The sequence below is a fragment of the Paraburkholderia sacchari genome (assembly GCF_000785435.2).
GTDB classification, from domain to species: domain Bacteria; phylum Pseudomonadota; class Gammaproteobacteria; order Burkholderiales; family Burkholderiaceae; genus Paraburkholderia; species Paraburkholderia sacchari.
Genome location: NZ_JTDB02000013.1, coordinates 39,023 through 63,906, shown reverse-complemented (window position 1 = coordinate 63,906; position 24,884 = coordinate 39,023). Strand labels below are relative to the sequence as shown.

The following is a 24,884-nucleotide window of genomic DNA, read 5'->3' as shown; positions in this document are numbered from 1 at the left end:
CACCCGAGGGTGCCCGTTTTTCATGGTGAGCGCCTGATCGCTTCGCAGCGACCGGCATTCACAGCAAGATCACGGCTTGAACGTGACCGGCTCGCCCGCCTGCTCGCTCGCGTAGGCCGTGAGCGCCGAGAAGAACTCAGTGCCCGTGCGGGTGTCGCGCCACTCGCCATCGATAAAACGATAGTGAAACCCGCCCGCTTTCGCCGCGATCCAGATCTCTCGCATCGGCGGCTGCAGATTCACGATGATCTTCGTGCGATTCTCGAATTCGAGTGTCAAAACGTTGCCGCTGCGCTCGAGTTCGATATCGGCCTCGGCCTCGTCGGCGACGCGCTCCACCGCCGCTAGCACGGCCTCCGCGCGGCTCAGGTAGTCACTATCTGGCATGCTAAACTCCACCGGTTAATCATTCAGGGACAATTATGCGTGTCAATTCCAGGATGCGCGCACCGGCATCCCGCGTATCGACGCCCCGCGCGATTCTAGCCGCTTTCGCGATCGGCGCAGTAGCCGCGCTTTCGTTGGCAGGCTGCGGCCAGAGAGGGCCGCTCTACATGCCCAAGGTGCCGCCGCTCCCGCAGAAGCCGAATTTCGAAACGCAAACCGACGACAACGCCCAGCCGACGCCCGCCACCGCGCTGCCCGCATCGGGCGTGCAAGCCGGCGAGCTTCCCGACACGTCGGGCACGCCGCTTTCGCTGTCCCCGGATGCCGAACTCAAATCCGTGCCCGCCAGCGGCGCGCAGCCCGATTTACAGCCTGCGTCCGCAGCAGCACCGAATCAGTAAGCAGCAAACCCGCCCCGACTTCAACCAGACGCTCGCATGACCCAGCCCGCTTCTCATCGTGCCTTTCACCGTGACAACGGCACGCTCTTCGTCGAAGGCGTGTCCGCCGCCGACCTCGCCGCTCAGTACGGCACCCCGCTCTACGTCTACTCGCGCGCGGCACTCACCGCCACCTGGCACGCCTACGCCGACGCGTGCGCAGGCCGACGCGCCACGGTGCATTTCGCGGTCAAGTCGAACAGCAATCTCGCGGTGCTCAACGTGTTCGCGCGCGAAGGCGCGGGCTTCGACATCGTCTCGGGCGGCGAACTCGCGCGCGTGCTGGCAGCGGGCGGCAAAGCGGCGAACACGGTGTTCTCGGGCGTGGGCAAGCATCCCGACGAAATGCGCATGGCGCTCGAAGCGGGCGTGAAGTGCTTCAATGTCGAGTCGATTCCCGAACTCGACCGCCTGAACGCCGTCGCCGGCGAGCTGGGCAAGAAGGCGCCGGTCTCGCTGCGCGTGAACCCGGACGTCGACGCGAAAACGCATCCGTACATCTCCACGGGCCTGAAGTCGAACAAGTTCGGCGTCGCGTTCGACGAGGCGCGCGCGACCTACCGCGCGGCGGCCGCCATGCGGCATCTGGACGTGGTCGGCATCGACTGCCATATCGGCTCGCAGATCACCGAAGTCGCGCCGTATCTCGACGCCATCGACAAGGTGCTCGAACTCGTCGACCAGATCGAGTCGGATGGCGTGCACATTCATCACATCGACGTGGGTGGCGGCCTCGGCATCCGTTACGACGATGAAACGCCGCCCGATATCGGCGCGTTCGTGCGCACCGTGCTCGATCGCATCGAGGCGCACGGCGCGAAAACCGGTAAAACCCGCGAGGTGTACTTCGAGCCGGGCCGCTCGCTGGTCGGCAACGCAGGCATCCTGCTCACGACCGTCGAATTCCTGAAGCCCGGCGTGGAGAAGAACTTCGCGATCGTCGACGCCGCAATGAACGACCTCGCGCGCCCGGCCATGTACGAGGCGTATCACGCCATCGAGCCGGTCACCGAGCGCGCGGGCGACGCGCACACCTACGACATCGTCGGCCCCGTTTGCGAGAGCGGCGACTGGCTCGGCCGCGAGCGCACGTTCGCGATCGAGGCCGGCGATGTGCTCGCGATCCGCTCGGCGGGCGCCTACGGTTTCGTGATGAGCTCGAACTACAACACGCGTCCGCGCGCGGCCGAAGTCCTCGTCGACGGCACGCGCGTGCACGTCGCGCGCGAGCGCGAGACGGTGCAGCAACTGTTCGCCGGCGAGCATCTGCTGCCCGATTGAGCGATGCTCCGGCGCTGAATGCAAAAAAGCGACGCTCCGTGCGTCGCTTTTTTATTGCCCGCGCACGGCATGAGCGGTTACGGAGATGTCGCCGATCGCGCTTTCCAGCGCGCAAGCAGCCACACGCCGATTCGCCAGCCAAGCAGCGCGACCATGATCGCGCCATAGAGCTTCGGCAGTGCGAGATCGTGCTTGCCCGCCTTCATCCACCATAAGTGCAGGATCGCGAGCACGCCGATCGCGTAGACCAGCCGGTGCAGCGTCTGCCAGCGACGCCCGAGCTTGCGCGCCATCGCGCGCGTGGAGGTGATGGCGAGCGGAATCAGCAGCACGAACGCCGTGAAGCCCACGGTGATGAAGGGCCGCTTGCCGACGTCCTTGAGCATCGCGGCCACGTCGAACCACTTGTCGAACCAAATATAGGTGGTGAAATGCAACGCGGCGTAGAAGAACGCGTAGAGCCCGAGCATGCGCCGGAAGCGGATCAGCGCATTGAAGCCCGTAAGGCGGCGCAACGGCGTGACCGCGAGCGTGATGCAAAGGAACACGAGCGTCCAGAGGCCGGTCGAGCGCGTGATGAACTCGATCGGGTTTGCGCCGAGCCGGTCCGTCACGCCGAAGAACACCAGCCGCGCGAGCGGATACCACGCCGCCACAAACACCGCGCCCTTGGCCCACGGCAGCCAGTGCGGGCCCGTAGCGGCGGGCAACACCCGCGCCGCGCGCGCGGTCGCCGCGCCGGTGCGCGGAGAAACGGTCGTCGATTCCATCGGTTGCTCCATTGCCGTCTCGCGAATGTCGACCAGAGTTGGAGCAAAGCTCCTTACTCTGGTCCCATGCAAAAGCTCAAAAGTTCTTGCGCAGATCCATGCCCTGATACATCGACGCTACCAGATCGCCGTATCCGTTGAACATGAGCGTCTTGCGCTTGGGCGCGAAAAAACCGTCCTCGCCGATACGCCGCTCCGTCGCCTGACTCCAGCGCGGGTGATCGACGTTCGGATTGACGTTCGAATAGAAGCCGTATTCGTTGGCTGCGTAGGTGTTCCAGCTCGTGGGCGGCTGCTTTTCCACGAAGCGGATCTTCACGAGCGACTTCGCGCTCTTGAAGCCGTACTTCCACGGCACCACCACGCGCACCGGCGCGCCGTTCTGGTTCGGCAGCACCTGACCGTAGAGCCCCACGGTAAGCAGCGTGAGCGGGTTCATCGCCTCGTCCATGCGCAATCCTTCGGAGTACGGCCAATCGAGGATCGGATCGGCGAGGCCGGGCATCTGCGAGTGGTCGGCAAGAGTGATGAACTGCACGTATTTCGCGTTGCCGGTAGGCTGCACACGGCGAATCAACTCGGAAAGCGACACGCCGATCCACGGAACCACGATCGACCAGCCTTCCACGCAGCGGTGCCGGTACACGCGCTCCTCGAGCGGCGCGAGCTTGAGAATCTCGTCGATGTCGTAGACCTTCGCGTTCTTCACCTCGCCCTCCACGCTCACCTTCCAGGGGCGCGGCCGCAGCGTATGCGCGTTCTCGGCGGGATCGCCCTTGTCGGTGCCGAATTCGTAGAAGTTGTTATAGGTCGTGATGTCCTTGTAGGGCGTGACCTTGTCGAGCGCGACGAACTTCGTGTTGGTCTTCGCAGCCAGACTGGGCGCCTTCGCATCGGGCGGCGCGTATTCCGCGAACGCATCGCGCGCGCCGATCAAGCCCGCCACACCGCCCAGCGCGGCCGCTCCGGCCGCCTGCAGCAAACGGCGACGCTGTTCATACACCTTTTGCGGCGTGATCTCGCTCGCGGCAATGTCGTCGCCGTTGAGGATGATCCTGCTGCTGCGCTTGATCCACATGATGTTGCTCCTGTCGAATCGGCCCGCTTCGGCCTGTCCGGGCCCCCGCTGCGTCCGCGCGCCGTTCGGTGCCCTCCACTACCAGGCAAACGCACGCGGCCCGCAATTCTTCCGCCCCGCAAATAAAAAACCGCCGGAGCGCGAGGCATCCGACGGTTAGTTCGCTGGGCGGGCGGCGGCGGTTACACCGCCTGCCAATACCACGTGTTACCTCGCGTTACAGCTTGCCGTAGCTATGCAAGCCCGAGAGGAACATGTTCACCCCGAGGAACGCGAAGGTCGTAACGAGCAGGCCCGTGAGCGCCCACCACGCGGCCACGCCGCCGCGCAGGCCCTTCATGAGGCGCATGTGGAGCCACGCCGCGTAGTTGAGCCACACGATCAGCGCCCAGGTTTCCTTCGGGTCCCAGCTCCAGTAGCCGCCCCACGCCTGCGCAGCCCACAGCGCACCCAGGATGGTCGCGATGGTGAAGAACGCAAAGCCGACGGCGATCGACTTGTACATGACATCGTCCAGCACGTCGAGCGCAGGCAGACGGTCCGCCAGCACGCCGCGCTCCTTCATGATGTAGGCCACGCCCACCATCGCCGAAAGCGCGAAGCTGCCGTAGCCGATGAAGTTCGCCGGCACGTGGATCTTCATCCACCAGCTTTGCAGCGCGGGCACGAGCGGCTGGATCTGCTGCGCGTCGCGCGAGATCGAGTACCACATCAGGAAGCCCACGGCCGCGCTGATCACGAGCAGCACGAACGCGCCGAGCGAGCGCGTGTTGTAGTGCTTTTCGTAATACAGATAGAACAGCGCCGTGATGAGGCTGAACAGCACGAACACTTCGTAGAGGTTCGAGATGGGAATATGGCCGACGTCGGCGCCGATCAGATAGGACTCGTACCAACGCACCATCAGGCCGACGAAGCCGATCAGCACCGCCGTCCACGTGAGCTTCGTGCCGATCGCGCCGCCCGTGGCCGAGCGCGAAAGCAGGCCGATCCAGTAGAACAGCGTGGCCAGCACGAACAGCGCGCTCATCCACAGGATGGCCGACTGGCTCGAGAGGAAGTACTTGAGGAAGAACGCCTGATCGGCGCGCGCGAGGTCGCCCTGATAAATCTGGATCGCGCCGACCGACAGCACGGCAATGCCCGCCATCAGCAGACGCGCCGGCTTCCAGCGCCAGCCCAGCACGACGAGCGCCGGCACCGTGCCGCACAGCACCAGCTTGTCGTAGTAATTCATGTGCGCGTGATAGCGCGAGAGCGCGAAGCCCGCACCCAGCACCAGCGCCAGCGCGAACAGCCAGTCGAGCGCCGTGAGACGGCGCAGGAAGGGGCGCTCGTCGAAGAACGCGTCCGCGTGGGGATCGTGCGCAAGCGCCGCATCGTGCGACGCGGCCGCTGCCGCGCGGTCGGCGCGGCGGGTTTGCGCGGATGAAGTTACTTGAGTCAAGTCCATGGGCTTACCGGTGTCGATCGTGAGTTTCCGTGGATCGCGCCAATCGTGTGAAACGCGTGAGTGGCGCGTGGATCAAGGGGTACGGTCCGTTCCGCTGCTGCTAGCGCTTGCGGCCTCGGGTTTCGCGCCCAAGGCTCGGGACACCGCTTCGCGGGTACGGGCAAACTCTTTCTCGAAGTCGAGGGTGCGGCGCGCGGTCGACATCGCCATGATGACGTCGACGCCCCCGCCGTTGGCCTCGCTCCGGTCCTTCAGCCAGAACCACAGACGTCGCTCGCGCACATAAAACATCGAGAAGATGCCGATTACGAGCAACAGACTGCCAAGATACACGAGTTTTTTGCCCGGCGCGCGCGTCAACTGAAATACCGAAGCTTGCACCTGCTTGAATGAATCAAGCTGTAGATAGACAGGCGATCCGTACAGGAAGCTGTCCGAAACCGCATTGATCGAGTCCTGGACGAAGCGCGTCGATTGCGCGTCGGGCTTGAGCACGGGCTCGCCCGCCTGCGTGCGCGCGAGTTGCCAAAGGTCCCACGTCGCGCCTTCGAGCATGCGCAGCAGGAGCCCGGCGGCCTTTTCCTGCTGGTTCTTGGGCACGGACTTGTCGATGAAGATCGCCACCGCCTGGAAGCCGCCCTTTTGCGCCTGGGACGTGCCCTGCGCCGAACGATCGGCGCCCGCGAAAAGGGTCAGCACGCGGGAGGCGCTTTCTTGCAGATGCTGCTGCAACTCGCGGTTCGCATCGGGGACCGAGCGTGCGGCGAAGCGCTGCGCGGCCTGATCGCGCAGCGCCGGATCCTCGAACGCGGCTCGCAGCAGCATCCACTCCTTCATCGTGCCGCCGCTGTCGGCGGGAATGCGCAAGTAACGGAACGGCTCGTCGGGGTTCTCGCGCATGCCCGCGAGGAAGATGCGCGCGCCGTTCACGTCGACAGGCAGCATGTAGTTGTTGTACTCGCGCGCCTGGCCGTCCTTGTCGCGCACCTTGTACTGCACCGAGGGCCCGACGTTATGCAGATCGAGCGGCTTCGAGCTCTTCGCGCCCGAGCCGAGGCGCTCGTCGAACGCTTCCTTGAGGGTCTGACGCGCGACGCCGCGCGCGTCGGTCTGGCCGCTGCCGTTCGAGATGTTCTCGACGTTGATCGCGCGGAAGTCGGCAAACTCGATGGTCTGGCCGTCCACGCCCGGCACGCTCTGGCCCGCGGGCAACGCAAGCTTCGCAGAGTTGCCGATGGTGCCGTCGAACGGGAAGCTCTTCGCGCTCGCGCCGGCCATGGGCCAGGCAGTCATGTGCATCTGCGAGCCGCCGTCCTGGAAGCTCGACTGATAGATCGACACGCCCTCGTACTCGAACGGCTCGTTCACCTCGATGCGCGCCGGAATGCGCTGGCCCGTCTTGTGGTCGATCACGACGATGTCGCTCGCGAAGAGCTTGGGCATGCCGGTCGAGTAGTAATCGACGATGAACTTGTTGAGCTGGATCGAGAACGGCAGATCCTGAATGAGCGAGCCGTTGGGCTGGTTCAGGATGGCCGTGGAAACGTACTGGCCCTCGGGCACCCACGCATAGCCGCGGAAAGTCGGATTCGCGGTGGAAAGCCGATGTTCGGGCGGAATGTCGTTGATGACAGCGTTGCTCTGGATGGGCGTCTTGTTGAAGAGCCACATCTGGAATTTGATCGGCAGATTACTGTCGAGCAGGCCGCCGAGACAGATCACCACGATGGCGAGGTGCGCGAAGATATAGCCGATCTTCGCGAGCGCGCCGCGCTTGGCGGCGATGAGCGTCGCGCCTCCGGTTTCGCGCGTGACGAACTTGTAGCCGAGGCGCTGCGCGAGCTTACCGAGCGTCGCGGCGGTCTGCGTGCGCGAGCCGCCCTCGAGCACAAACTCGCCCTTGTGGTGAAACGCGCGCAGGCTGCCTTCGCGAACCTTGTCCTTCCAGCTCTTCGTGTCGGCGATCATCTTCGGCGCGTTGCGGATCACGCACAGCGAGATCGACACCACGAGAAAGCCGAGGATGGTCATGAACCACCACGCGCTATATACCGTGTAAAGGCTCAGCGCGCGGAAGATATCGGCCCAGAACGGGCCGAACTGATTGACGTAGTTGGGGTACGGGTCGTCCTGCGTGAGCACCGTGCCGATGATGCTCGCAATGGAAAGCACCACGAGCAGCGCGATGGCAAAGCGCATCGAGCTGAGCAGCTCGATGGTGCTCCTGACCGCTCTCTGGCGGATATTCAACTGCAGACCCTGCGTGGTGACGCTCATTCAAACTCCGCTTCTCATTGCGCCTCTCATGGCACTTCTTACTGTGCTGTTCGTCAGCGCATTACAGCAAAAAAGGGTGCGGGACCGCCGTATGCACGCGGCGCCCACACCCTTTTCTTGTTCTTCGGCTGCCCGGCGCGAGGCCGGGGTCAATGCAGGCCGGCTGCGTAGTCGGCGACCGCCTTGATCTCGTCGTCCGAGAGACGGTGCGAGATTTCGCGCATCGGCTCGTTGTTGTTGCGCGTGCGCTGCTGGAACGCCTGCAACTGCGCGACGATGTATTCCGACCATTGGCCCGAGAGCCGCGGGTACTGAACCGGAATGCCCTGCCCCGTGGGTCCGTGGCACGCGGCGCATGCGGGCACGCCTTTATCAGCGATACCGGCGCGCCAGATCTTCTGGCCGACCGGCACGGTATTCGCATCATGCGCGGTGCCGGGCTTGGGCGTCTGCGATGCGAACCAGGCCGCAACGTTGATCATATCCTGATCGTTAAGCGCGCTGGCAAAGCCAACCATAATTGGATTATTACGCGCAGGGGGCTTGCCACCGGGCTGTGGCTTGAAATCCTTGAGCTGCTTGACGAGATAATCGGCGTGCTGGCCGGAGAGTTTGGGATAGGCGCCGCCGCTGCTGTTGCCATCGGCGCCATGACAGGCGGCGCAGACCTGCGCCGCGATGGCCTGCCCCCGGGCCAGATCGAGCTTGGCTGGAGCCGGCTCGGCTGCCGTCGCCATCATCGAAACACTTGCTACGAGACCTGCTGCTGTCGCACCTATCGCAAATTGGAGTACCTTCAAGGACTTGCCCAATCGATTCATTCGCGCACCTTGTTTCGTCTTGTGGGAATCAGGTTCTGCAAATACACGACAGCGACCGCTCTACCTGGAAAGCCTCGCGCTGGCCTTCCCGGTATTCAGTAAACCGTCGCATTGTACAATAGCGCGCAAGGCGCCACGGCGCCAGTCGGGCCTCCCCCCGATATCTTCAGATCGTTCCCGGCACCTCCGGGCCTGGCGGACCCTCCCGCCTCGCTACTTCACATGTGGTCCTACCGATGGCCTTCCTGCTGCACCAAGCCCGTTTCTTCACGACGGTGAATCATCTGCGCGACCTGCCCGCCACCGCGCGGCCCGAGGTTGCGTTCGCCGGCCGCTCGAACGCAGGCAAATCCACGGCGATCAACCTGCTGTGCAACCAGAAGCGCCTCGCCTTCGCCTCGAAAACTCCGGGCCGCACGCAGCACATCAACTATTTTGGCGTGGGCCGCGCCGACGATCCCGCTGGCTATCTGGTCGATTTGCCCGGCTACGGTTATGCCGAAGTGCCGGAAGCCGCGAAGGCCCATTGGGAGCAACTGCTCTCGCTCTATCTGCAAACGCGTGCGCAACTTGCCGGCCTCGTGCTGATGATGGATGCGCGCCGGCCGCTCACCGAGCTGGACCGGCGCATGATCGAGTGGTTCGCGCCGACCGGAAAGCCCATCCACGCGCTTCTGACGAAATGCGACAAATTGACGCGTCAAGAAAGCGTTCTCGCGCTGCGCACGACGAATAAGGCTTTCGACGAGTACAGCAAGCAGGGCTATAAAGGGAAGCTGAGCGCGCAGCTCTTTTCCGCGCTCAAGCGCGTGGGGCTCGACGAGGCGCACGCGGTCATCGAAAGCTGGATCGCGCCCCAGGCCGAATCCGCAGAGGCTTAAAGCCGGCGCGCTCGCGCCGTGAACCCAGGCCCGGCGCTTCGCTGTCCACTTTCGGTGCGCTACGTGCTTTAGCTCACATAGCGGGACGCGCGACGCCGCGCGTCCTCGCCCGCGCACCGGCATCGCCTGTTTCGACGGCACATAAAAAAACCCGCCGCAAATGCCGGCGGGCTAAACAGCCTTATCGAAAAACGACAGGCACCCGCTCAGGGAGGAGAAGCGGGGAGTCCGGCGCCAGGCGCCTCGCTCGATCGGTATGATATACCATTGTCCTGAAAAGTTTCCTGCGCGCCCAGGCGCGCTCCGTTTCAAGATATCCCTGCCGACATGAGCTTCTATCCGCACCATCGTCCGCGCCGCATGCGCCGCGACGACTTCTCGCGCCGCCTGATGCGCGAAAACCTCCTCACCACCAACGACTTGATCTACCCCGTGTTCGTGGTCGCGGGCACCAACGTGCGCGAAGCCGTGCCGTCGATGCCCGGCGTCGAACGCGTCTCGGTCGATCTGCTCATGGGCGTGGCCGAGCAATGCGTCGAACTGGGCATTCCCGTGCTCTCGCTCTTCCCCGCCATCGATCCCGCGTTGAAGACGCCCGACGGCATCGAAGCGACCAACCCCGACGGCACGATTCCGCGCGCCGTGCGCGAGCTCAAGAAGCGCTTTCCAGAGCTGGGCGTGCTGTGCGACGTTGCGCTCGACCCGTACACGAGCCACGGCCAGGACGGCGTGATCGACGAAAACGGCTACGTCATCAACGACGAAACCATCGAGATCCTCGTCGCGCAGGCCCGCGCGCAGGCCGAAGCGGGTGTCGATATCGTCGCGCCTTCGGACATGATGGATGGCCGCATCGGAGCGATCCGCGAGATGCTCGAGAGCGAGAACCACATCCATACGCGCATCATGGCGTACTCGGCGAAGTATGCTTCGGCGTTCTACGGACCGTTCCGCGACGCCGTGGGCTCCGCTTCGAATCTGGGCAAGGGCAACAAGATGACCTACCAGATGGATCCGTCGAACTCGGACGAAGCGCTGCGCGAAGTGCGCCTCGACATCGAGGAAGGCGCCGACATGGTGATGGTCAAGCCCGGCATGCCGTATCTCGACATCGTGCGTCGCGTGAAGGACGAGTTCCGCTTCCCGACCTATGTGTACCAGGTGAGCGGTGAGTACGCGATGCTCAAGGCCGCCGCGCAAAACGGCTGGCTCGACCACGACAAGGTGATGATGGAGTCGCTGCTCGCGTTCAAGCGCGCGGGAGCCGACGGCATTCTCACGTACTTCGCCCTCGACGCCGCCCGCCTGTTGCGCGCGCAGAAGTAAGCGTCGAGCGGCTTCGTGCTTGGCACATGAAAAAGGCACGTCCGCGACGTGCCTTTTTGTTTGCGCGGACGCTCGATGCGTCGTGCGGTGTGCTTACGACCTGCCCGTGAGCGTGGAAAGCACCGATTGCACAGGCTTGGCCGAAGGCGCCGGCGACTGCCCCTGCGCCACAACGCGATCGAGCCGGGCGAGGAATTTATCCGCGTTTTCGTAGCCCACCACGCGCAGGACTTCCTGGCCGCTTGCATCGAAGAAGATGATGCCCGGCGGGCCGAACAAGCCAAAGCGCTTGAGCAGCGCCTGATCGTCGGCGTTATTGGCCGTCACGTCGGCGCGCAGCAACCCGAGTTGCGCAAGGCGCGCCTGCACGCGCGGATCGCTGAACGTGAGATTCTCCATCTCCTTGCAACTTACGCACCAGTCGGCGTAGAAGTCGAGCATCGAGGGCTTGCCCGCCGTCTTGAGCATCGCGTCGAGTTGCGCCGACGAGCGCACTGGGGCGAAGGTCAGCGCGTCGGCTTCCGCCGCCCCGGTCTGCGCCCCGCCGTTGCCCGTGGCACCACCCGTGCGTGCGGCCAGCACGGCGAGCGGACGCAGCGGATCGGCCGAGCCCGCCGAAAGGCCGACGATGAGCGTAGCGGCCCAGATCGCGAACGCGGCGCCTACGCCGCGTCCTAAACGCCGCCAAACATTGGAGGCGCCCGCGTTCGGCGTAAAGAGTCCCAGCGCGGCGGCGGCGAGCAGGAGCCAGAGCGCGGCCAATAGCATTTGCGCGCTCGCGCGCAGCACCGGCCATACGATCCACAGCGCGGCCGCGAGCAGCGCGATGCCGAAGAAGACCTTCACGCCATCCATCCACGTGCCCGCGCGCGGCAGCAGTGTGCCCGCACCGAGCCCGATGATCATGAGTGGCACGCCAAGGCCGATGCCCATTGCGAAAAGCGCCGCGCCGCCGAGCACGGCGTTGCCCGTGTGCGCGATGAACGCTAGCACCGCGAAGAGCGGCGCGGTCATGCAGGCGCCCGCCACCAGCGCGGACAGCGCGCCCATCACGGCAACAGCCGCGAATTTGCCGCCCGAGCGGCCCTGTGACGCGCGAGACGCGCCATCCTGCCAGCGCTGCGGCAGTGCAAGGTCGTAACCGGCGATCAGCATGAGCGCGAACGCGGTCAGCAGCCCGGCGAACACGCCGAGCACCCACGGGTTCTGCAACCACGCGCCGAGGCTTTGCCCGACCAGCGCGGCGGCAATGCCGAGCACCGTATAAACCAGCGCCATGCCGAGCACGTAGACGAACGACAACGCAAAGCCTCGTGCACGCGTGACCTGCGCGCCCTCACCCACGATGATGGCCGAGAGGATCGGAATCATCGGGTACGAGCAGGGCAGCAAGCTCAGCACGACGCCCGCGAGAAAGTACAAACCGACCACGCCGAAAAAGCCGCCGCCTTGCAGCAGCGATTGCGCGTAATCCGCGCTCGTCGCGCGTTCGTACCAGGGCTGCTGCGCGTCATCCGCCGATGCCGATGGTGTAGCCGGCGTGGCAGGCGCACCGTTGCCCACCATGCTTTGTCCACCTGCCGCAGCCTGAAGCGCCGGGCCGCTCACGTGATAGACATGCTCCGCCGGCGGATAGCAAATACCCGCATCGGCGCATCCCTGCGAGGTCACCGCAAGATCGAATGCCCCGCTCGCCTGCTTCACGGGCACGCGAATCGTGATTTCCTTGCGATAAGTCTCGACGTTCTTGTTGAACGTCGTATCGAACTTCACGTGCCCTGGAGGTATCTGCGCATCGCCGAGCGTGGCCGCACCGTCGCGCGTCGCAAATGCAAAGCGCTCGCGATACATGTAATAGCCATCGGCAATCTTGAAATGAACGTCGACGACGCCTGGCTCCTCGCTCGCACTGAACGTGAAGGCCTGATCGGGCGGCAGAAAATTGTCGTCGGCACGGGCGGTGGCTGCGCCGAACAGCAACGGCAGCACGCAGCCGACGAGTGCGAAAAAAGCCAGAAACGAGGTGTACGGCGCGGCGCGCGAGCGCCGATCGAAACGCTTAAACATGAATGGGACGCTGTGTCTCGGCATTGACCCATTGGCCGTAGGCGCTCGACGCCGTGACCTGCCACGAGAGAATCTCGGGCGTCTCGTAAGGATGCTGGGTCTGGATGAACTGTTCGAGTTCGGCCGCGCGCGCGAGACTCGTCTTGAAAAGCAACTGGACTTCGTCGCTGGACTCGATCCTGCCCTGCCAGTGATACTGCGAATGGACCGGGCCGAGCCGCGTCACGCAGGCCGCGAGATGGGCTTCGAGCGCCGTCGACGACAGCTTTTCGGCAGCGTCCTCGTCGGGCAAGGTGGTCAACATCAGGATTACATTGAGGGTCACGACAAGCTCCGTCATGGTGCCCCGCCCCCACGGCGCGAGAGCCGAGGGCGCCTGAGGCAGAACGTTATCGTACCACCGGTGCCGATTGGCTTCGCTTATGCGCCATCAGCAAGCGAAGCGACGACACGGCGGCGATATCCAGCGAACGTATGCCCACGCCGTTTAATCCCGCGCCGAAAACAAAAAAGCCAGGCTAGGCCTGGCTTTTCTGCGCGCCGCTCGCTACGCAATGACAACTGCGCCGAGCGACTGAAAGCTTATTCCGCTTCCTGGACGTTCTCTTCCGCGACTTCCGGACGGTCGAGCAGTTCGACCAGAGCCATCGGTGCGTTGTCGCCAACACGGAAACCGAACTTCAGGATACGCAGGTAGCCGCCCGGACGGTTCGCGAAGCGCGGACCGAGCACGTCGAACAGCTTCGTGACCGAGTCACGATCGCGCAGGCGATTGAACGCCAGACGACGGTTTGCGAGCGACGGCTTCTTGCCCAGCGTGATGAGGGGCTCGACAACCTTACGGAGTTCCTTTGCCTTCGGCAGCGTCGTCTTGATGACTTCGTGCTCGATGAGCGAATTGGACATGTTACGGAGCATTGCCAGACGGTGGCTGCTCGTGCGGTTCAGTTTCCGCAGACCATGACGGTGACGCATTTCAATTTCCTTGAAACAAAGTTTTGGTCCAGCTCTTCTATCGCCAGAGAATCAAACTCAGGCACGGGCCGGTACGTGAAAAAGGCAAGACGCGGATTCTACAGGAAAAATGCGGGAAAATCCGCGCCCGTGCCAGACTTCTTACTTGTCGACTTATTTGTCCAACCCGGCCGGCGGCCAGTTTTCGAGCTTCATGCCGAGCGTGAGACCGCGCGAAGCGAGCACTTCCTTGATCTCGTTGAGCGACTTGCGACCCAGGTTCGGGGTCTTGAGCAGCTCGTTCTCGGTGCGCTGGATCAGGTCGCCGATGTAGTAGATGTTCTCGGCCTTCAGGCAGTTCGCCGAGCGAACCGTGAGTTCGAGATCGTCCACCGGACGCAGCAGGATCGGGTCGATCTGCGGTGCGCGCGACGGCGCTTCCGCGGCCGTTTCCGTGCCTTCCAGAGCAGCGAACACCGACAGCTGATCCACGAGGATGCGCGCCGACTGGCGGATCGCTTCCTCAGGCGAGATCACGCCATTGGTTTCGATGTTCATCACGAGCTTGTCGAGGTCGGTACGCTGCTCGACACGCGCGCTTTCGACGGCGTAGCTCACGCGGCGAACCGGCGAGAACGACGCGTCCAGCACGATGCGGCCGATGATCTTGGCCGACTCGTCGCCGTAGCGGCGCACGTTGCCCGGCACATAGCCACGGCCCTTCTCGATCTTGATCTGCACGTCGAGCTTGCCGCCCTTCGTCAGATGCGCAACCACGTGATCCGGGTTGATGACTTCGCAGTCGTGCGAGAGTTCGATGTCGCCAGCGGTGACAACGCCTTCGCCATCCTTGCGCAGCGTAACCGTCACTTCGTCACGGTTATGCAGCTTGAACACCACGCCCTTCAGGTTCAGCAGCAGGTTGACCACGTCCTCTTGCACACCATCGAGCGTCGAGTATTCGTGCACGACGCCTGCGATCGTCACTTCGGTCGGCGCATAGCCCACCATCGACGACAGCAGCACGCGCCGGAGCGCGTTACCCAAGGTGTGGCCATAACCGCGTTCGAACGGCTCCATGACCACTTTCGCGTGGTTCTCGCCGAGCGATTCCACAGCGATGATCTTGGGTTTCAACAAACTGGTTTGCATAGGTTTTCCTTTTCAATACCCTCGGCTCGTTACACCGATAAGGCTGAGATGGCAACAACCTGAAAAAAACAGCCGAGGCCACCTCCTGCGCGAAGCACAGAGGTTACCCCGGCCGTCAATCCGATTAACGCGAATACAATTCGACGATCAGGCTTTCGTTGATGTCGCCAGCGATATCGCTGCGCTCAGGCATGCCCTTGAACGTGCCTTCGAACTTCTTCGCGTCGACCGACACCCAACCTGCCATGCCGCCTTGCTCTGCGAGCGACAGCGCTTCGACGATACGCGCCTGCTTCTTCGCCTTTTCGCGAATTGCAACGACGTCGCCTGCCTTCACTTGCATCGACGGGATGTTCGCGACGACGCCGTTCAGCGTGAGAGCCTTGTGGCTCACGAGCTGACGCGCTTCAGCGCGGGTCGATGCAAAGCCCATGCGGTACACGACGTTGTCGAGACGCGACTCGAGCAGTTGCAGCAGGTTTTCGCCGGTGTTGCCCTTGCGACGCTCCGCTTCCGCGAAGTAGCGGCGGAACTGGCGCTCGAGCACGCCGTAGATGCGCTTCACTTTTTGCTTTTCGCGAAGCTGCGTGCCGTAGTCGGACGTGCGGGCGCCCGAGGTGCGGCCGTGCTGACCCGGCTTGCTGTCGAGCTTGCACTTGTCGGCGAGCGAGCGGCGTGCGCTCTTCAGGAAGAGGTCGGTGCCTTCACGGCGGGACAGCTTGGCCTTCGGGCCGATATAACGTGCCACGTTGCTTTCCTTCGATAATTAATCACGCAAAACCTGAATGGGCGAACCCGCGGTTTTACGCTAGTTCGGCTCTTTGAACCGAACGGTGGGCTTAGTCAATTCAATAACGCCGAGAGCCTGGGACGCCGAAACCGGCGGCTCAGGCGTTCGGCTCAAGCGACGCCTTAGATACGGCGGCGCTTCGGCGGACGGCAGCCGTTGTGCGGGACCGGCGTCACGTCGGAGATCGCGGTGATCTTGATGCCAAGACCATGCAGCGCGCGCACCGCCGATTCGCGGCCAGGACCGGGGCCCTTGATACGCACTTCGAGGTTCTTGACGCCGTATTCCATCGCGACACGGCCAGCCGACTCGGCTGCGACCTGAGCTGCGAAGGGGGTCGACTTACGCGAGCCCTTGAAGCCCTGACCGCCCGAGGTTGCCCAGGCAAGCGCGTTGCCTTGACGATCGGTGATCGTGATGATGGTGTTGTTGAACGACGCGTGAACGTGAACCACGCCCTCGGCGACGTTCTTCTTGACCTTCTTGCGAACGCGTTGCGCCGCGGAGTTGTTCGAAGCCTTAGCCATTACGTTTTCCTGTAACTGTCAGTTCCGCTTACTTCTTCAGCGACTGTGCTGCGCGGCGCGGACCCTTGCGCGTACGTGCGTTGGTGCGCGTACGCTGGCCACGCAGGGGCAGGCCCTTGCGATGGCGCACGCCGCGGTAGCAGCCGAGGTCCATCAGGCGCTTGATGTTCATCGTCACTTCACGGCGCAGATCGCCTTCGACGACAAACTTGCCCACTTCCTCACGCAGCTTTTCGAGATCCGCGTCGTCCAGGTCCTTGACCTTCTTGTTGAACGGCACACCCGCGGCGACGCAGATGTTGCGCGAACGCGTGCGGCCAACACCGAAAATTGCCGTCAGGCCGATTTCAGTGTGCTGGTGGTTCGGGATGTTAACCCCTGCAATACGAGCCATTGTTTTTCCTCAAACAAAAAGCGCAAGCGCGCTAATCAGCCTTGACGCTGCTTGTGGCGCGGGTCCGAGCTGCAGATCACGCGAACGACGCCGTTGCGCTTGATGATTTTGCAGTTGCGGCAAATGCGCTTTACCGATGCCATCACTTTCATGATATTACCCTTTTTCTAAATCACTTCGCCCGGAACACGATCCGCGCACGCGACAGATCGTAAGGCGTCAACTCAACCGTCACCTTGTCGCCCGGGAGAATGCGGATGTAGTGCATCCGCATTTTTCCGGAAATATGCCCGAGAACGACATGGCCGTTTTCCAGCTTCACCCGGAAGGTTGCGTTGGGGAGGTTTTCGATGACCTCACCCTGCATCTGGATTACATCGTCTTTGGCCATAGGTCCTTTCAACGCATCGGGACGCCGCCGCCCTTGAAGTTGGCCTTCTTGAGCAGCGATTCATATTGTTGCGACATCACGTACGACTGCACCTGCGCCATGAAGTCCATTGTGACGACGACAATGATCAGCAGCGACGTACCACCAAAATAAAACGGCACGTTCCAGCGCAGCACCAGAAACTCGGGCAGCAGGCAAACGAACACGATATAGATCGCACCGGCCAGCGTCAGACGCGTGAGGATGCGGTCGATATAGCGTGCCGTCTGGTCGCCCGGGCGGATGCCAGGTACGAACGCGCCACTCTTTTTCAGGTTGTCGGCCGTTTCTCTGCTGTTGAACACCAGAGCGGTGTAGAAGAAGCAGAAGAAGACGATCGCCAACGCGTACAGCAACACGTACACAGGCTGGCCAGGCTTGAGGGCTTCGGCCACGTTGTGCAGCGTGTCCGCGAACCAGCCGGTCCGCGACCCCGAACTGAACCAGTTCAGGATAGTTGCCGGGAACAGGATGATCGACGATGCGAAGATCGGCGGAATCACGCCCGACATGTTCAGCTTGAGCGGCAGGTGCGACGACTGCCCACCGTAAATCTTGTTGCCAACCTGACGCTTCGCATAGTTCACGAGGATCTTGCGCTGGCCGCGTTCGATGAACACCACCAGATACGTCACGGCTGCGATCAGCACCACGATGATGATCGCCGAGATGGGACCCATCGAGCCGGTGCGAACCAGTTCGAAGAGACCACCAATCGCATTCGGGAAGCCCGCTGCGATCCCGCCGAAAATGATGATCGAAATGCCGTTGCCAAGCCCGCGTTCCGTGATCTGCTCACCAAGCCACATCAGGAACATCGTGCCCGTCACCAGCGTCACCACCGTCGTCAGGCGGAACACCATGCCCGGATCAATCACGAGGCCAGGCTGATTTTCCAGCGCGACCGCGATGCCGAAAGCCTGGAAGGTTGCCAGCACCACCGTGAAGATCCGCGTGTACTGCGTGATCTTGCGTTGTCCAGCCTGCCCTTCCTTCTTCAGCGCCTCGAGCTGCGGCGAGACGATCGCCATCAGCTGCAGGATGATCGACGCCGAGATATACGGCATCACACCCAGCGCGAAGATCGTGAAGCGAGACAGCGCGCCACCCGAGAACATGTTGAACATGCCCAGGATGCCGCCTGACTGGCTCTGGAAGAGCTTCGCCAGTTGGTCCGGGTCGATACCGGGAACCGGAATGTGCGCTCCGATCCGATAAACGACCAACGCCAGCAGCAAGAACATTGCACGCCGGCGCAGGTCGCCGAACTTCGGAGCGCTGCGACCGGTTTTTGCGAGACTCGGGCTGTTAGCCAAGTAGCTTCTCCGATGCAGATGTTAGTGACGGCGGGCAAGCCCGCACGCACCACCCACAATCACTCGGCAAAAGAACCGCCTGCTGCTTCGATTGCAGCACGCGCATTCTTCGTCGCACCCAGGCCCTTGACCACGACCTTGCGCTTGATCTCGCCGGTAGCGATGATCTTCGCGCTGCGGGTCATTTCGCCAACGAGGCCTGCCTGCTTGAGAGCCAGCAGATCGATTTCGTCGACCGGCAGCTTCTCGATATCCGCGAGGCGCACTTCACCAACGAATTCCTTCGTCAGCGAGGTGAAGCCACGCTTGGGCAGACGACGCTGCAGCGGCATTTGACCGCCTTCGAAGCCGACCTTGTGGAAGCCGCCCGAACGCGATTTCTGACCCTTGTGACCACGGCCAGCGGTCTTGCCGAGGCCAGAGCCGATGCCGCGACCAACGCGACGCTTTGCGTGCTTCGCGCCTTCTGCCGGCTTCAGGTTATTCAATTCCATTTTCAACTCCTGGAGTCTTTTGGTCCGGGCGCGCTTTAAGCGATGACCTTGACGAGGTACGAGACCTTGTTGATCATGCCGCGCACTGCCGGCGTGTCCTGCAGCTCGGAGACCGAGTTCAGGCGACGCAGGCCGAGACCGCGCACGGTGGCACGGTGCGATTCGCGGGTCCCAATCAGGCTCTTGACGAGCTGAACCTTGACAGTTTTTTCAGACATGGTGCCCACCCTTAGCCCAGAATGTCTTCGACGGACTTGCCGCGCTTCGCCGCGATGTCGGCCGGGGTCGACTGCTTGCGCAGACCGTCCAGCGTTGCACGAACGAGGTTGTACGGATTCGTCGAACCGTGGCTCTTGGCCACGACGTTCTGCACGCCCATCACGTCGAACACGGCGCGCATCGGGCCGCCGGCGATCACGCCCGTACCTGCCTTCGCCGGAGCGAGGAGGACGACCGATGCGCCATGCTTGCCGTGCACTTCGTGTTGCAGCGTGCCGTTCTTCAGCGGCACCTTGAACATGTTGCGACGCGCTTGTTCCATCGCCTTCTGGACAGCAACCGGCACTTCCTTCGACTTGCCCTTGCCCATACCGACGCGGCCATCACCATCGCCAACCACGGTCAGTGCGGCGAAGCCGAGAATACGGCCACCCTTCACAACCTTGGTCACGCGGTTGACCGAAATCATTTTTTCGCGAAGGCCGTCGTCGCGTTCGTCAGCCTGAACTTTCGCTTGCATCTTTGCCATGACGAATTCCTTCCTTAGAACTTGAGCCCGGCTTCGCGCGCAGCATCAGCCAGCGCCTTGACGCGGCCGTGATAGCGGAAACCCGAGCGGTCAAAGGCGACGGATTCGATGCCGGCGGCCTTAGCCTTTTCTGCAATACGCTTGCCGATCAGCGAGGCAGCGGCGACGTTGCCGCCCTTGCCCGACTTGTCAGCCAGTTGCGCACGCACTTCGGCTTCAAGCGTCGACGCGCTGGCCAGCACCTTGGTGCCGCAGGGCGAGAACACTTGCGCATAAATGTGCGTGTTCGTGCGATGCACGGCCAGGCGCGCGACCTGCAGCTCAGCGATCTTGAGACGCGTCTGACGAGCGCGGCGCAGGCGAGATTGAGTCTTATCCATGATTGCGCACCCTTACTTCTTCTTCGTTTCTTTGAGGATCACAACCTCGTTGGCATAACGCACACCCTTGCCCTTGTATGGCTCCGGCGGGCGATAACCGCGCACTTCGGCAGCGGTCTGGCCAACTTTCTGCTTGTCGATCCCCTTGATCACGATTTCCGTTTGCGACGGGGTTTCAGCCTTGACGCCTTCGGGCATCTGGTGCACCACGGGGTGCGAGAAACCCAGCGACAGGTTCAGCTTGTCGCCTTGCGCTTGAGCACGGTAACCGACGCCAACCAGCGTCAGCTTGCGCTCGAAACCCTTCGTCACGCCTTGCACCATGTTCGCGACGATCGCGCGCATCGTGCCCGACATCGCATTGGCTTCGCGGCTGTCGTCGGTCGGCTCAAACTTGAGCACGCCGTCTTCGTTCACCACCTTCACGAGGCGGTTCGCAGCTTGCGAAATCGTACCCAGCGCGCCCTTGACGGTAATCTTCTCGTCGCTGAGCGTCGCTTCTGCGCCTTGCAGCGCGACCGGGCTCTTACCTACTCGAGACATGTTTCTTCTCCTTAGGTCTTAAGCGACGTAGCAGATAACTTCGCCGCCGACGCCAGTAGCGCGCGCCTTGCGGTCCGTCATCACACCCTTCGGCGTCGAAACGATCGCAACGCCCAGGCCATTCATGACCTGCGGGATGTCGTTGCGGCCGCGGTACACGCGCAGGCCCGGCTTCGAGACGCGTTCGATGCGCTCGATAACGGGACGGCCAGCGTAGTACTTCAACGCGATGTTCAATTCCGACTTCGCACCTTCGGTCTTCACCGCGAAGTCGTCGATATAACCTTCGTCCTTCAGAACCTGCGCAATGGCAATCTTCACTTTCGACGAGGGCATAGCAACCGAAACCTTCTCGACCATCTGCGCATTGCGGATGCGAGTCAGCATATCGGCGATAGGATCACTCATGCTCATTTATGTTTCTCCTATTACCAGCTCGCCTTGGTGATGCCAGGGATCTCACCACGGAACGCGATTTCACGAATCTTGTTACGTGCGAGACCGAATTTGCGGAACGTACCACGCGGACGACCCGTGATCGCGCAGCGGTTACGCTTGCGGGTCGGGTTCGAGTTGCGCGGCAGTTGTTGCAGTTCGAGGCGAGCTGCGTAGCGCTCTTCTTCCGACTTGCTTTGGTCGTCGATGATCGCCTTCAGCGCTGCGCGCTTCGGCGCGAACTTCGCTGCCAGACGAGCGCGCTTCTTTTCACGTTCAATCAGTGCCAGTTTAGCCACGGTAACCTCAGTTTCTGAACGGGAACTTGAAGCCGGCGAGCAGTGCCTTTGCTTCTTCGTCGGTCTTCGCAGTCGTCGTGATGCTGATGTTCAGCCCACGCAGCGCGTCGATCTTGTCGTAGTCGATTTCGGGGAAAATGATCTGCTCTTTCACACCGATGTTGTAGTTACCACGGCCGTCGAACGCCTTGCCCGACACACCACGGAAGTCGCGCACGCGGGGCAGCGCAACCGTCACGAAACGGTCCAGGAATTCGTACATGGCATTGCCACGCAGCGTAACCATCGTGCCGATCGGGTAACCTTCGCGGATCTTGAAGCCGGCGATTGCCTTGCGCGACTTCGTCACGACAGGCTTCTGGCCGGCGATCTTCGTGAGGTCGCCAATGGCGTGCTCGAGGACCTTCTTGTCAGCGACGGCTTCACCGACACCCATGTTCAGGGTGATCTTGGTGAGGCGCGGCACTTCCATGACCGACTTGTAACCGAACTTCTCGATCAGGCCGGGGACGACCTTCTCTTTATAAAATTCTTGCAAACGTGCCATTTTTTACTCCGCAGCGTCAGGCGCTCAGGACAGCACCGGTCGTCTTCAGGAAACGAACCTTCTTGTCCCCTTCGACCTTGATGCCCACGCGCGACGGCTTGCCGTTCGCGTCGACCAATGCGACGTTCGAGATAGCCAGCGGCATTGCCTTGGCTTCCACGCCACCCGTCGTACCCTTCATGGGGTTCGGCTTCACATGCTTCTTCGCGATGTTGATGCCTTCGACAGTAACGCGCTCTTCGCCCACGGCCAGCACGACACCGCGCTTGCCCTTGTCTTTGCCGGTAATGACGATAACTTCGTCACCCTTGCGAATCTTGTTCATCGCGACTCCTTACAGCACTTCCGGCGCCAGCGAAACGATCTTCATGAATCGTTCGCTACGCAGCTCACGCGTAACCGGCCCGAAAATGCGGGTGCCGATCGGCTCAAGCTTGGTATTCAAAAGCACGGCGGCGTTGCCATCGAACTTGATCAGCGAGCCGTCTTGACGGCGCACGCCCTTGGCGGTACGAACCACAACAGCGTTGTAGATTTCGCCCTTCTTCACGCGCCCGCGCGGCGTTGCTTCCTTGACGCTCACCTTGATGATGTCGCCAATGCTGGCATAACGACGCTTCGAGCCGCCGAGCACCTTGATGCACATGACTTCACGCGCACCCGTGTTGTCGGCTACTTCAAGCCGAGTTTCGGTCTGGATCATGGTTTATCTTTCCCAACTTAATCCGGTTGCGCCACCATGGCACATCCGGTCAGTCTTGGTCCCGTCAGCCGCGCCGCCACTAGAACGACCGCTCAGCTGCTTGGGTTAGAACAGCAGCGACGGCAAACGAAACCGGCCATCGCATTCCGGTGAATCTTGCAGATCCGGACTGGCGCCCGAACCACCTCCCCCACTACTTTTGCCCGTTGCTTTGCCAACAACGAGCCCATAAAGAGGGAAGACCAAGACTATAACTCGATAATCTTGGTCTCGCAAGCGAAATCTTTAGCGATTTCAACAACTTCTCTACCCCGGTGGCTTTGGGAACCGCGGCCCCGGGGTACTGCATCATCTGAAACGGCTCTTTAGATGACGCGTGCTGCTTCGATCAGCTTCGACACGGTCCAGGCCTTCGTCTTCGAAACCGGACGAGTTTCCTGGATTTCAACGAGGTCGCCCTCGTTGTACGTGTTCGACTCGTCGTGAGCGTGGTACTTCTTCGACTGCACGACGTACTTGCCGTAGATCGGGTGCTTGACGCGGCGCTCGACCAGGACGGTGACCGTCTTGTCCATCTTGTTGCTGACGACCTTGCCGACCAGCGTCCGCTTAAGCGAGGTTTTCACGCTTTCGTTCATTTCTGGTTCGCCTTCTCAGTCAGGACGGTCCGCACACGTGCGATGTCGCGACGAACCTTCTTCAGCTGGCTCGTGTTCGTGAGCTGCTGGGTCGCGAGTTGCATGCGCAGGCCGAATTGCGCCTTCAAGAGGTCCGACAGCTCTTGGTCGAGCGCGGCCTTGTCTTTCTGGTGAAGTTCAGAAGCCTTCATCATTCACTCCTTAGGCGCCGAGCTGGCGAACCATGAAGACCGTCTTCAGCGGCAGCTTGGCTGCAGCCAGACGGAAGGCTTCACGGGCCAGTTCTTCGGACACACCATCCATTTCGTACAGCATCTTGCCCGGTTGGATCTCAGCGACGTAGTACTCAGGGTTACCCTTACCGTTACCCATACGCACTTCCGCCGGCTTTTGCGAGATCGGCTTGTCCGGGAAGATACGGATCCAGATGCGGCCGCCGCGCTTGATGTGGCGCGTCATTGCACGACGTGCCGATTCAATCTGACGCGCGGTCAGACGACCACGACCGATAGCCTTCAGACCGAACTCACCGAACGAAACGGCGTTGCCGCGCGTTGCGATACCAGTGTTACGGCCCTTCTGCTCTTTGCGATACTTCCTGCGTTTCGGTTGCAGCATCGTTATTCTCCACTCTTGCCGTCGCCTGCGGCGCCACGGCGCGGTGCGCCACGACGGGCACCCGGTGCACCTTCGCCATCACGACGCGGACGACGATCGCCCGGACGCGCATTGCGGCGCGGACGCTTTTCTTCGGCGACTTCTTCCACCACCGGTGCGTCGTTGCGGCCGAGCGTGTCGCCCTTGTAGACCCAAACCTTCACGCCGATGATGCCGTACGTCGTCTTCGCTTCCGAGGTTGCGTAGTCGATGTCGGCACGCAGCGTGTGAAGCGGCACTCGACCTTCGCGGTACCACTCGGTACGCGCGATTTCGATACCGTTCAGGCGGCCGGCGCTCATGATCTTGATGCCCTGGGCACCCAGACGCATCGCGTTCTGCATCGCGCGCTTCATTGCGCGACGGAACATGATGCGGCGCTCGAGCTGCTGCGTGATCGAGTCGGCGATCAGCTGCGCGTCGGTTTCCGGCTTGCGAATTTCTTCGATGTTCACGTGAACCGGAACGCCCATGCGCTTCTGGAGTTCGGCCTTGAGGAGTTCGATGTCCTCGCCCTTCTTGCCGATCACCACACCCGGGCGCGAGCTGTAAATCGTGATGCGAGCGTTCTTTGCCGGACGCTCGATCACAACACGGCCCACCGAAGCGTTCTTCAGCTTCTTCTTCAGGTATTCACGAACACCGATGTCTTCCTTCAACATCGCCGCGAAATTGTTGTTGTTCGCGTACCAACGCGAAGCCCAATTGCGGCTGACGGCCAAACGGAAGCCAGTCGGATGAATTTTCTGTCCCATCGTATGGCTCCTTAATTCCCGACCGTCACAGTGATGTGACAGGATTGCTTCTCGATGCGGTTGCCGCGGCCCTTGGCGCGCGCGGTGAAACGCTTCAGCGAAGCAGCCTTGTCGACGTAGATGCTCTTGATCTTGAGCTCGTCGATGTCGGCGCCTTCGTTGTGTTCCGCGTTTGCGATCGCCGAGAGCACAACCTTTTTCACGATGCCAGCCGCTTTCTTCGGCGAGAACGTCAGAACGTTCAGTGCCTTGTCAACCGGCAGACCGCGGATCTGGTCAGCCACAAGACGCGTCTTCTGCGCCGAGATGCGGGCACCGCGATGAATTGCCTTCACTTCCAT

At 62.1% G+C, this 24,884-nt stretch carries 35 protein-coding genes; 4 read left to right on the top strand and 31 right to left on the bottom strand.

The window, feature by feature from the left end:
- Positions 1-69: 69 nt before the first annotated feature.
- Positions 70-387, bottom strand: coding sequence for an iron donor protein CyaY (gene cyaY, locus NH14_RS29895; RefSeq protein WP_035531687.1), 318 nt, complete (start codon positions 385-387; stop codon positions 70-72).
- Positions 388-422: 35 nt separating this feature from the next.
- Here cyaY and lptM point away from each other — a divergent pair, with 35 nt between their 5' ends.
- The gene (gene lptM, locus NH14_RS29890; protein ID WP_152617264.1) at positions 423-788 is read left to right on the top strand and encodes an LPS translocon maturation chaperone LptM; all 366 of its coding nucleotides are present in this window, start codon (positions 423-425) and stop codon (positions 786-788) included.
- A 36-nt stretch (positions 789-824) separates the two neighbouring features.
- On the top strand, positions 825-2,108 hold the full coding sequence (lysA, locus tag NH14_RS29885) for a diaminopimelate decarboxylase (protein WP_035531690.1): 1,284 nt from the start codon (positions 825-827) through the stop codon (positions 2,106-2,108).
- 77 nt (positions 2,109-2,185) lie between these two features.
- Here lysA and msrQ read toward each other — a convergent pair whose 3' ends face one another.
- The 5 genes from msrQ to NH14_RS29860 all read right to left on the bottom strand — a co-directional run bounded on the left by msrQ (position 2,186) and on the right by NH14_RS29860 (position 8,507).
- Positions 2,186-2,890, bottom strand: a complete 705-nt coding sequence (gene msrQ, locus NH14_RS29880; RefSeq protein WP_052148394.1) for a protein-methionine-sulfoxide reductase heme-binding subunit MsrQ — start codon at positions 2,888-2,890, stop codon at positions 2,186-2,188.
- Positions 2,891-2,954: 64 nt separating this feature from the next.
- Positions 2,955-3,956, bottom strand: a complete 1,002-nt coding sequence (gene msrP, locus NH14_RS29875) for a protein-methionine-sulfoxide reductase catalytic subunit MsrP (RefSeq protein ID WP_035531694.1) — start codon at positions 3,954-3,956, stop codon at positions 2,955-2,957.
- Between the two features lie 217 nt (positions 3,957-4,173).
- Positions 4,174-5,409: a c-type cytochrome biogenesis protein CcsB gene (gene ccsB / locus NH14_RS29870; RefSeq protein WP_035531695.1), complete on the bottom strand. Its 1,236-nt coding sequence runs from the start codon at positions 5,407-5,409 to the stop codon at positions 4,174-4,176.
- A 72-nt stretch (positions 5,410-5,481) separates the two neighbouring features.
- Positions 5,482-7,686, bottom strand: a complete 2,205-nt coding sequence (locus NH14_RS29865; protein ID WP_035531696.1) for a cytochrome c biogenesis protein ResB — start codon at positions 7,684-7,686, stop codon at positions 5,482-5,484.
- 149 nt (positions 7,687-7,835) lie between these two features.
- On the bottom strand, positions 7,836-8,507 hold the full coding sequence (locus tag NH14_RS29860; protein ID WP_035531697.1) for a c-type cytochrome: 672 nt from the start codon (positions 8,505-8,507) through the stop codon (positions 7,836-7,838).
- Between the two features lie 236 nt (positions 8,508-8,743).
- Here NH14_RS29860 and yihA point away from each other — a divergent pair, with 236 nt between their 5' ends.
- Positions 8,744-9,388: a ribosome biogenesis GTP-binding protein YihA/YsxC gene (gene yihA, locus NH14_RS29855; RefSeq protein WP_035531698.1), complete on the top strand. Its 645-nt coding sequence runs from the start codon at positions 8,744-8,746 to the stop codon at positions 9,386-9,388.
- A 327-nt stretch (positions 9,389-9,715) separates the two neighbouring features.
- Positions 9,716-10,714: a porphobilinogen synthase gene (gene hemB, locus NH14_RS29850; protein ID WP_035531700.1), complete on the top strand. Its 999-nt coding sequence runs from the start codon at positions 9,716-9,718 to the stop codon at positions 10,712-10,714.
- Between the two features lie 93 nt (positions 10,715-10,807).
- Here the strand turns inward: hemB and dsbD are convergent, their stop codons facing one another.
- From dsbD to rplV, 25 genes are all read right to left on the bottom strand, one after another.
- Positions 10,808-12,781, bottom strand: coding sequence for a protein-disulfide reductase DsbD (gene dsbD, locus NH14_RS29845; RefSeq protein WP_052148395.1), 1,974 nt, complete (start codon positions 12,779-12,781; stop codon positions 10,808-10,810).
- Positions 12,774-13,106: a divalent-cation tolerance protein CutA gene (gene cutA, locus NH14_RS29840; RefSeq protein ID WP_035531782.1), complete on the bottom strand. Its 333-nt coding sequence runs from the start codon at positions 13,104-13,106 to the stop codon at positions 12,774-12,776. The genes dsbD and cutA overlap by 8 nt, the downstream gene beginning before the upstream one ends.
- Positions 13,107-13,363: 257 nt before the next feature.
- Positions 13,364-13,756 (bottom strand): 50S ribosomal protein L17, encoded by a 393-nt coding sequence (rplQ, locus tag NH14_RS29835; protein WP_027797304.1) that lies wholly within the window; start codon positions 13,754-13,756, stop codon positions 13,364-13,366.
- Positions 13,757-13,909: 153 nt separating this feature from the next.
- The gene (locus NH14_RS29830) at positions 13,910-14,887 is read right to left on the bottom strand and encodes a DNA-directed RNA polymerase subunit alpha (RefSeq protein ID WP_035531702.1); all 978 of its coding nucleotides are present in this window, start codon (positions 14,885-14,887) and stop codon (positions 13,910-13,912) included.
- 124 nt (positions 14,888-15,011) lie between these two features.
- Complete coding sequence (gene rpsD, locus NH14_RS29825; protein WP_035531703.1) at positions 15,012-15,635, bottom strand: 30S ribosomal protein S4; 624 nt, start codon at positions 15,633-15,635, stop codon at positions 15,012-15,014.
- A gap of 164 nt (positions 15,636-15,799) precedes the next feature.
- Positions 15,800-16,204 (bottom strand): 30S ribosomal protein S11, encoded by a 405-nt coding sequence (rpsK, locus tag NH14_RS29820; protein ID WP_006052224.1) that lies wholly within the window; start codon positions 16,202-16,204, stop codon positions 15,800-15,802.
- A gap of 28 nt (positions 16,205-16,232) precedes the next feature.
- Complete coding sequence (gene rpsM, locus NH14_RS29815; RefSeq protein WP_035531705.1) at positions 16,233-16,598, bottom strand: 30S ribosomal protein S13; 366 nt, start codon at positions 16,596-16,598, stop codon at positions 16,233-16,235.
- A gap of 35 nt (positions 16,599-16,633) precedes the next feature.
- Positions 16,634-16,750: a 50S ribosomal protein L36 gene (gene rpmJ, locus NH14_RS29810; protein WP_027819338.1), complete on the bottom strand. Its 117-nt coding sequence runs from the start codon at positions 16,748-16,750 to the stop codon at positions 16,634-16,636.
- A gap of 20 nt (positions 16,751-16,770) precedes the next feature.
- Positions 16,771-16,989 (bottom strand): translation initiation factor IF-1, encoded by a 219-nt coding sequence (gene infA / locus NH14_RS29805; RefSeq protein ID WP_004521905.1) that lies wholly within the window; start codon positions 16,987-16,989, stop codon positions 16,771-16,773.
- Positions 16,990-16,997: 8 nt separating this feature from the next.
- The gene (secY, locus tag NH14_RS29800; RefSeq protein ID WP_035531707.1) at positions 16,998-18,344 is read right to left on the bottom strand and encodes a preprotein translocase subunit SecY; all 1,347 of its coding nucleotides are present in this window, start codon (positions 18,342-18,344) and stop codon (positions 16,998-17,000) included.
- 59 nt (positions 18,345-18,403) lie between these two features.
- On the bottom strand, positions 18,404-18,838 hold the full coding sequence (gene rplO, locus NH14_RS29795; protein WP_028222618.1) for a 50S ribosomal protein L15: 435 nt from the start codon (positions 18,836-18,838) through the stop codon (positions 18,404-18,406).
- Between the two features lie 35 nt (positions 18,839-18,873).
- Positions 18,874-19,056 carry a 50S ribosomal protein L30 gene (gene rpmD / locus NH14_RS29790; RefSeq protein WP_006400644.1) on the bottom strand — a complete coding sequence of 61 codons (183 nt, stop codon included), beginning with the start codon at positions 19,054-19,056 and terminating at the stop codon, positions 18,874-18,876.
- Between the two features lie 11 nt (positions 19,057-19,067).
- Positions 19,068-19,586 carry a 30S ribosomal protein S5 gene (rpsE, locus tag NH14_RS29785; RefSeq protein ID WP_028206522.1) on the bottom strand — a complete coding sequence of 173 codons (519 nt, stop codon included), beginning with the start codon at positions 19,584-19,586 and terminating at the stop codon, positions 19,068-19,070.
- Between the two features lie 14 nt (positions 19,587-19,600).
- On the bottom strand, positions 19,601-19,966 hold the full coding sequence (gene rplR / locus NH14_RS29780) for a 50S ribosomal protein L18 (protein ID WP_035531711.1): 366 nt from the start codon (positions 19,964-19,966) through the stop codon (positions 19,601-19,603).
- Between the two features lie 12 nt (positions 19,967-19,978).
- Entirely contained in the window at positions 19,979-20,509 is a 531-nt protein-coding gene (rplF, locus tag NH14_RS29775) for a 50S ribosomal protein L6 (RefSeq protein WP_027819344.1), read from the bottom strand.
- Positions 20,510-20,527: 18 nt separating this feature from the next.
- A complete protein-coding gene (rpsH, locus tag NH14_RS29770) occupies positions 20,528-20,923 on the bottom strand; it encodes a 30S ribosomal protein S8 (RefSeq protein ID WP_027819345.1) in 396 nt (131 codons plus the stop codon).
- Between the two features lie 14 nt (positions 20,924-20,937).
- Positions 20,938-21,243, bottom strand: coding sequence for a 30S ribosomal protein S14 (rpsN, locus tag NH14_RS29765; protein ID WP_035531713.1), 306 nt, complete (start codon positions 21,241-21,243; stop codon positions 20,938-20,940).
- A 7-nt stretch (positions 21,244-21,250) separates the two neighbouring features.
- Positions 21,251-21,790: a 50S ribosomal protein L5 gene (gene rplE / locus NH14_RS29760; protein WP_035531716.1), complete on the bottom strand. Its 540-nt coding sequence runs from the start codon at positions 21,788-21,790 to the stop codon at positions 21,251-21,253.
- Between the two features lie 16 nt (positions 21,791-21,806).
- On the bottom strand, positions 21,807-22,115 hold the full coding sequence (rplX, locus tag NH14_RS29755; protein WP_035531718.1) for a 50S ribosomal protein L24: 309 nt from the start codon (positions 22,113-22,115) through the stop codon (positions 21,807-21,809).
- A gap of 9 nt (positions 22,116-22,124) precedes the next feature.
- On the bottom strand, positions 22,125-22,493 hold the full coding sequence (rplN, locus tag NH14_RS29750; protein ID WP_028213345.1) for a 50S ribosomal protein L14: 369 nt from the start codon (positions 22,491-22,493) through the stop codon (positions 22,125-22,127).
- 365 nt (positions 22,494-22,858) lie between these two features.
- A complete protein-coding gene (rpsQ, locus tag NH14_RS29745) occupies positions 22,859-23,131 on the bottom strand; it encodes a 30S ribosomal protein S17 (protein ID WP_028213346.1) in 273 nt (90 codons plus the stop codon).
- Positions 23,128-23,322, bottom strand: coding sequence for a 50S ribosomal protein L29 (gene rpmC / locus NH14_RS29740; RefSeq protein WP_035531722.1), 195 nt, complete (start codon positions 23,320-23,322; stop codon positions 23,128-23,130). Before rpmC ends, rpsQ begins: the two co-directional genes overlap by 4 nt.
- A 10-nt stretch (positions 23,323-23,332) precedes the next feature.
- Complete coding sequence (gene rplP, locus NH14_RS29735) at positions 23,333-23,749, bottom strand: 50S ribosomal protein L16 (RefSeq protein ID WP_035531725.1); 417 nt, start codon at positions 23,747-23,749, stop codon at positions 23,333-23,335.
- A 2-nt stretch (positions 23,750-23,751) separates the two neighbouring features.
- On the bottom strand, positions 23,752-24,543 hold the full coding sequence (rpsC, locus tag NH14_RS29730) for a 30S ribosomal protein S3 (RefSeq protein ID WP_035531726.1): 792 nt from the start codon (positions 24,541-24,543) through the stop codon (positions 23,752-23,754).
- Between the two features lie 11 nt (positions 24,544-24,554).
- Complete coding sequence (gene rplV / locus NH14_RS29725) at positions 24,555-24,884, bottom strand: 50S ribosomal protein L22 (RefSeq protein ID WP_004199272.1); 330 nt, start codon at positions 24,882-24,884, stop codon at positions 24,555-24,557.

Coding starts and splice junctions, on each gene's coding strand:
- cyaY (WP_035531687.1), bottom strand. CDS start 387: ATGCCAGATAGTGACTACCTGAGCCGCGCGGAGGCCGTGCTAGCGGCG.
- lptM (WP_152617264.1), top strand. CDS start 423: ATGCGTGTCAATTCCAGGATGCGCGCACCGGCATCCCGCGTATCGACG.
- lysA (WP_035531690.1), top strand. CDS start 825: ATGACCCAGCCCGCTTCTCATCGTGCCTTTCACCGTGACAACGGCACG.
- msrQ (WP_052148394.1), bottom strand. CDS start 2,890: ATGGAGCAACCGATGGAATCGACGACCGTTTCTCCGCGCACCGGCGCG.
- msrP (WP_035531694.1), bottom strand. CDS start 3,956: ATGTGGATCAAGCGCAGCAGCAGGATCATCCTCAACGGCGACGACATT.
- ccsB (WP_035531695.1), bottom strand. CDS start 5,409: ATGGACTTGACTCAAGTAACTTCATCCGCGCAAACCCGCCGCGCCGAC.
- NH14_RS29865 (WP_035531696.1), bottom strand. CDS start 7,686: ATGAGCGTCACCACGCAGGGTCTGCAGTTGAATATCCGCCAGAGAGCG.
- NH14_RS29860 (WP_035531697.1), bottom strand. CDS start 8,507: ATGAATCGATTGGGCAAGTCCTTGAAGGTACTCCAATTTGCGATAGGT.
- yihA (WP_035531698.1), top strand. CDS start 8,744: ATGGCCTTCCTGCTGCACCAAGCCCGTTTCTTCACGACGGTGAATCAT.
- hemB (WP_035531700.1), top strand. CDS start 9,716: ATGAGCTTCTATCCGCACCATCGTCCGCGCCGCATGCGCCGCGACGAC.
- dsbD (WP_052148395.1), bottom strand. CDS start 12,781: ATGTTTAAGCGTTTCGATCGGCGCTCGCGCGCCGCGCCGTACACCTCG.
- rplQ (WP_027797304.1), bottom strand. CDS start 13,756: ATGCGTCACCGTCATGGTCTGCGGAAACTGAACCGCACGAGCAGCCAC.
- NH14_RS29830 (WP_035531702.1), bottom strand. CDS start 14,887: ATGCAAACCAGTTTGTTGAAACCCAAGATCATCGCTGTGGAATCGCTC.
- rpsK (WP_006052224.1), bottom strand. CDS start 16,204: ATGGCTAAGGCTTCGAACAACTCCGCGGCGCAACGCGTTCGCAAGAAG.
- rpsM (WP_035531705.1), bottom strand. CDS start 16,598: ATGGCTCGTATTGCAGGGGTTAACATCCCGAACCACCAGCACACTGAA.
- rpmJ (WP_027819338.1), bottom strand. CDS start 16,750: ATGAAAGTGATGGCATCGGTAAAGCGCATTTGCCGCAACTGCAAAATC.
- infA (WP_004521905.1), bottom strand. CDS start 16,989: ATGGCCAAAGACGATGTAATCCAGATGCAGGGTGAGGTCATCGAAAAC.
- rplO (WP_028222618.1), bottom strand. CDS start 18,838: ATGGAATTGAATAACCTGAAGCCGGCAGAAGGCGCGAAGCACGCAAAG.
- rpmD (WP_006400644.1), bottom strand. CDS start 19,056: ATGTCTGAAAAAACTGTCAAGGTTCAGCTCGTCAAGAGCCTGATTGGG.
- rpsE (WP_028206522.1), bottom strand. CDS start 19,586: ATGGCAAAGATGCAAGCGAAAGTTCAGGCTGACGAACGCGACGACGGC.
- rplR (WP_035531711.1), bottom strand. CDS start 19,966: ATGGATAAGACTCAATCTCGCCTGCGCCGCGCTCGTCAGACGCGTCTC.
- rplF (WP_027819344.1), bottom strand. CDS start 20,509: ATGTCTCGAGTAGGTAAGAGCCCGGTCGCGCTGCAAGGCGCAGAAGCG.
- rpsH (WP_027819345.1), bottom strand. CDS start 20,923: ATGAGCATGAGTGATCCTATCGCCGATATGCTGACTCGCATCCGCAAT.
- rplE (WP_035531716.1), bottom strand. CDS start 21,790: ATGGCACGTTTGCAAGAATTTTATAAAGAGAAGGTCGTCCCCGGCCTG.
- rplX (WP_035531718.1), bottom strand. CDS start 22,115: ATGAACAAGATTCGCAAGGGTGACGAAGTTATCGTCATTACCGGCAAA.
- rplN (WP_028213345.1), bottom strand. CDS start 22,493: ATGATCCAGACCGAAACTCGGCTTGAAGTAGCCGACAACACGGGTGCG.
- rpsQ (WP_028213346.1), bottom strand. CDS start 23,131: ATGAACGAAAGCGTGAAAACCTCGCTTAAGCGGACGCTGGTCGGCAAG.
- rpmC (WP_035531722.1), bottom strand. CDS start 23,322: ATGAAGGCTTCTGAACTTCACCAGAAAGACAAGGCCGCGCTCGACCAA.
- rplP (WP_035531725.1), bottom strand. CDS start 23,749: ATGCTGCAACCGAAACGCAGGAAGTATCGCAAAGAGCAGAAGGGCCGT.
- rpsC (WP_035531726.1), bottom strand. CDS start 24,543: ATGGGACAGAAAATTCATCCGACTGGCTTCCGTTTGGCCGTCAGCCGC.
- rplV (WP_004199272.1), bottom strand. CDS start 24,884: ATGGAAGTGAAGGCAATTCATCGCGGTGCCCGCATCTCGGCGCAGAAG.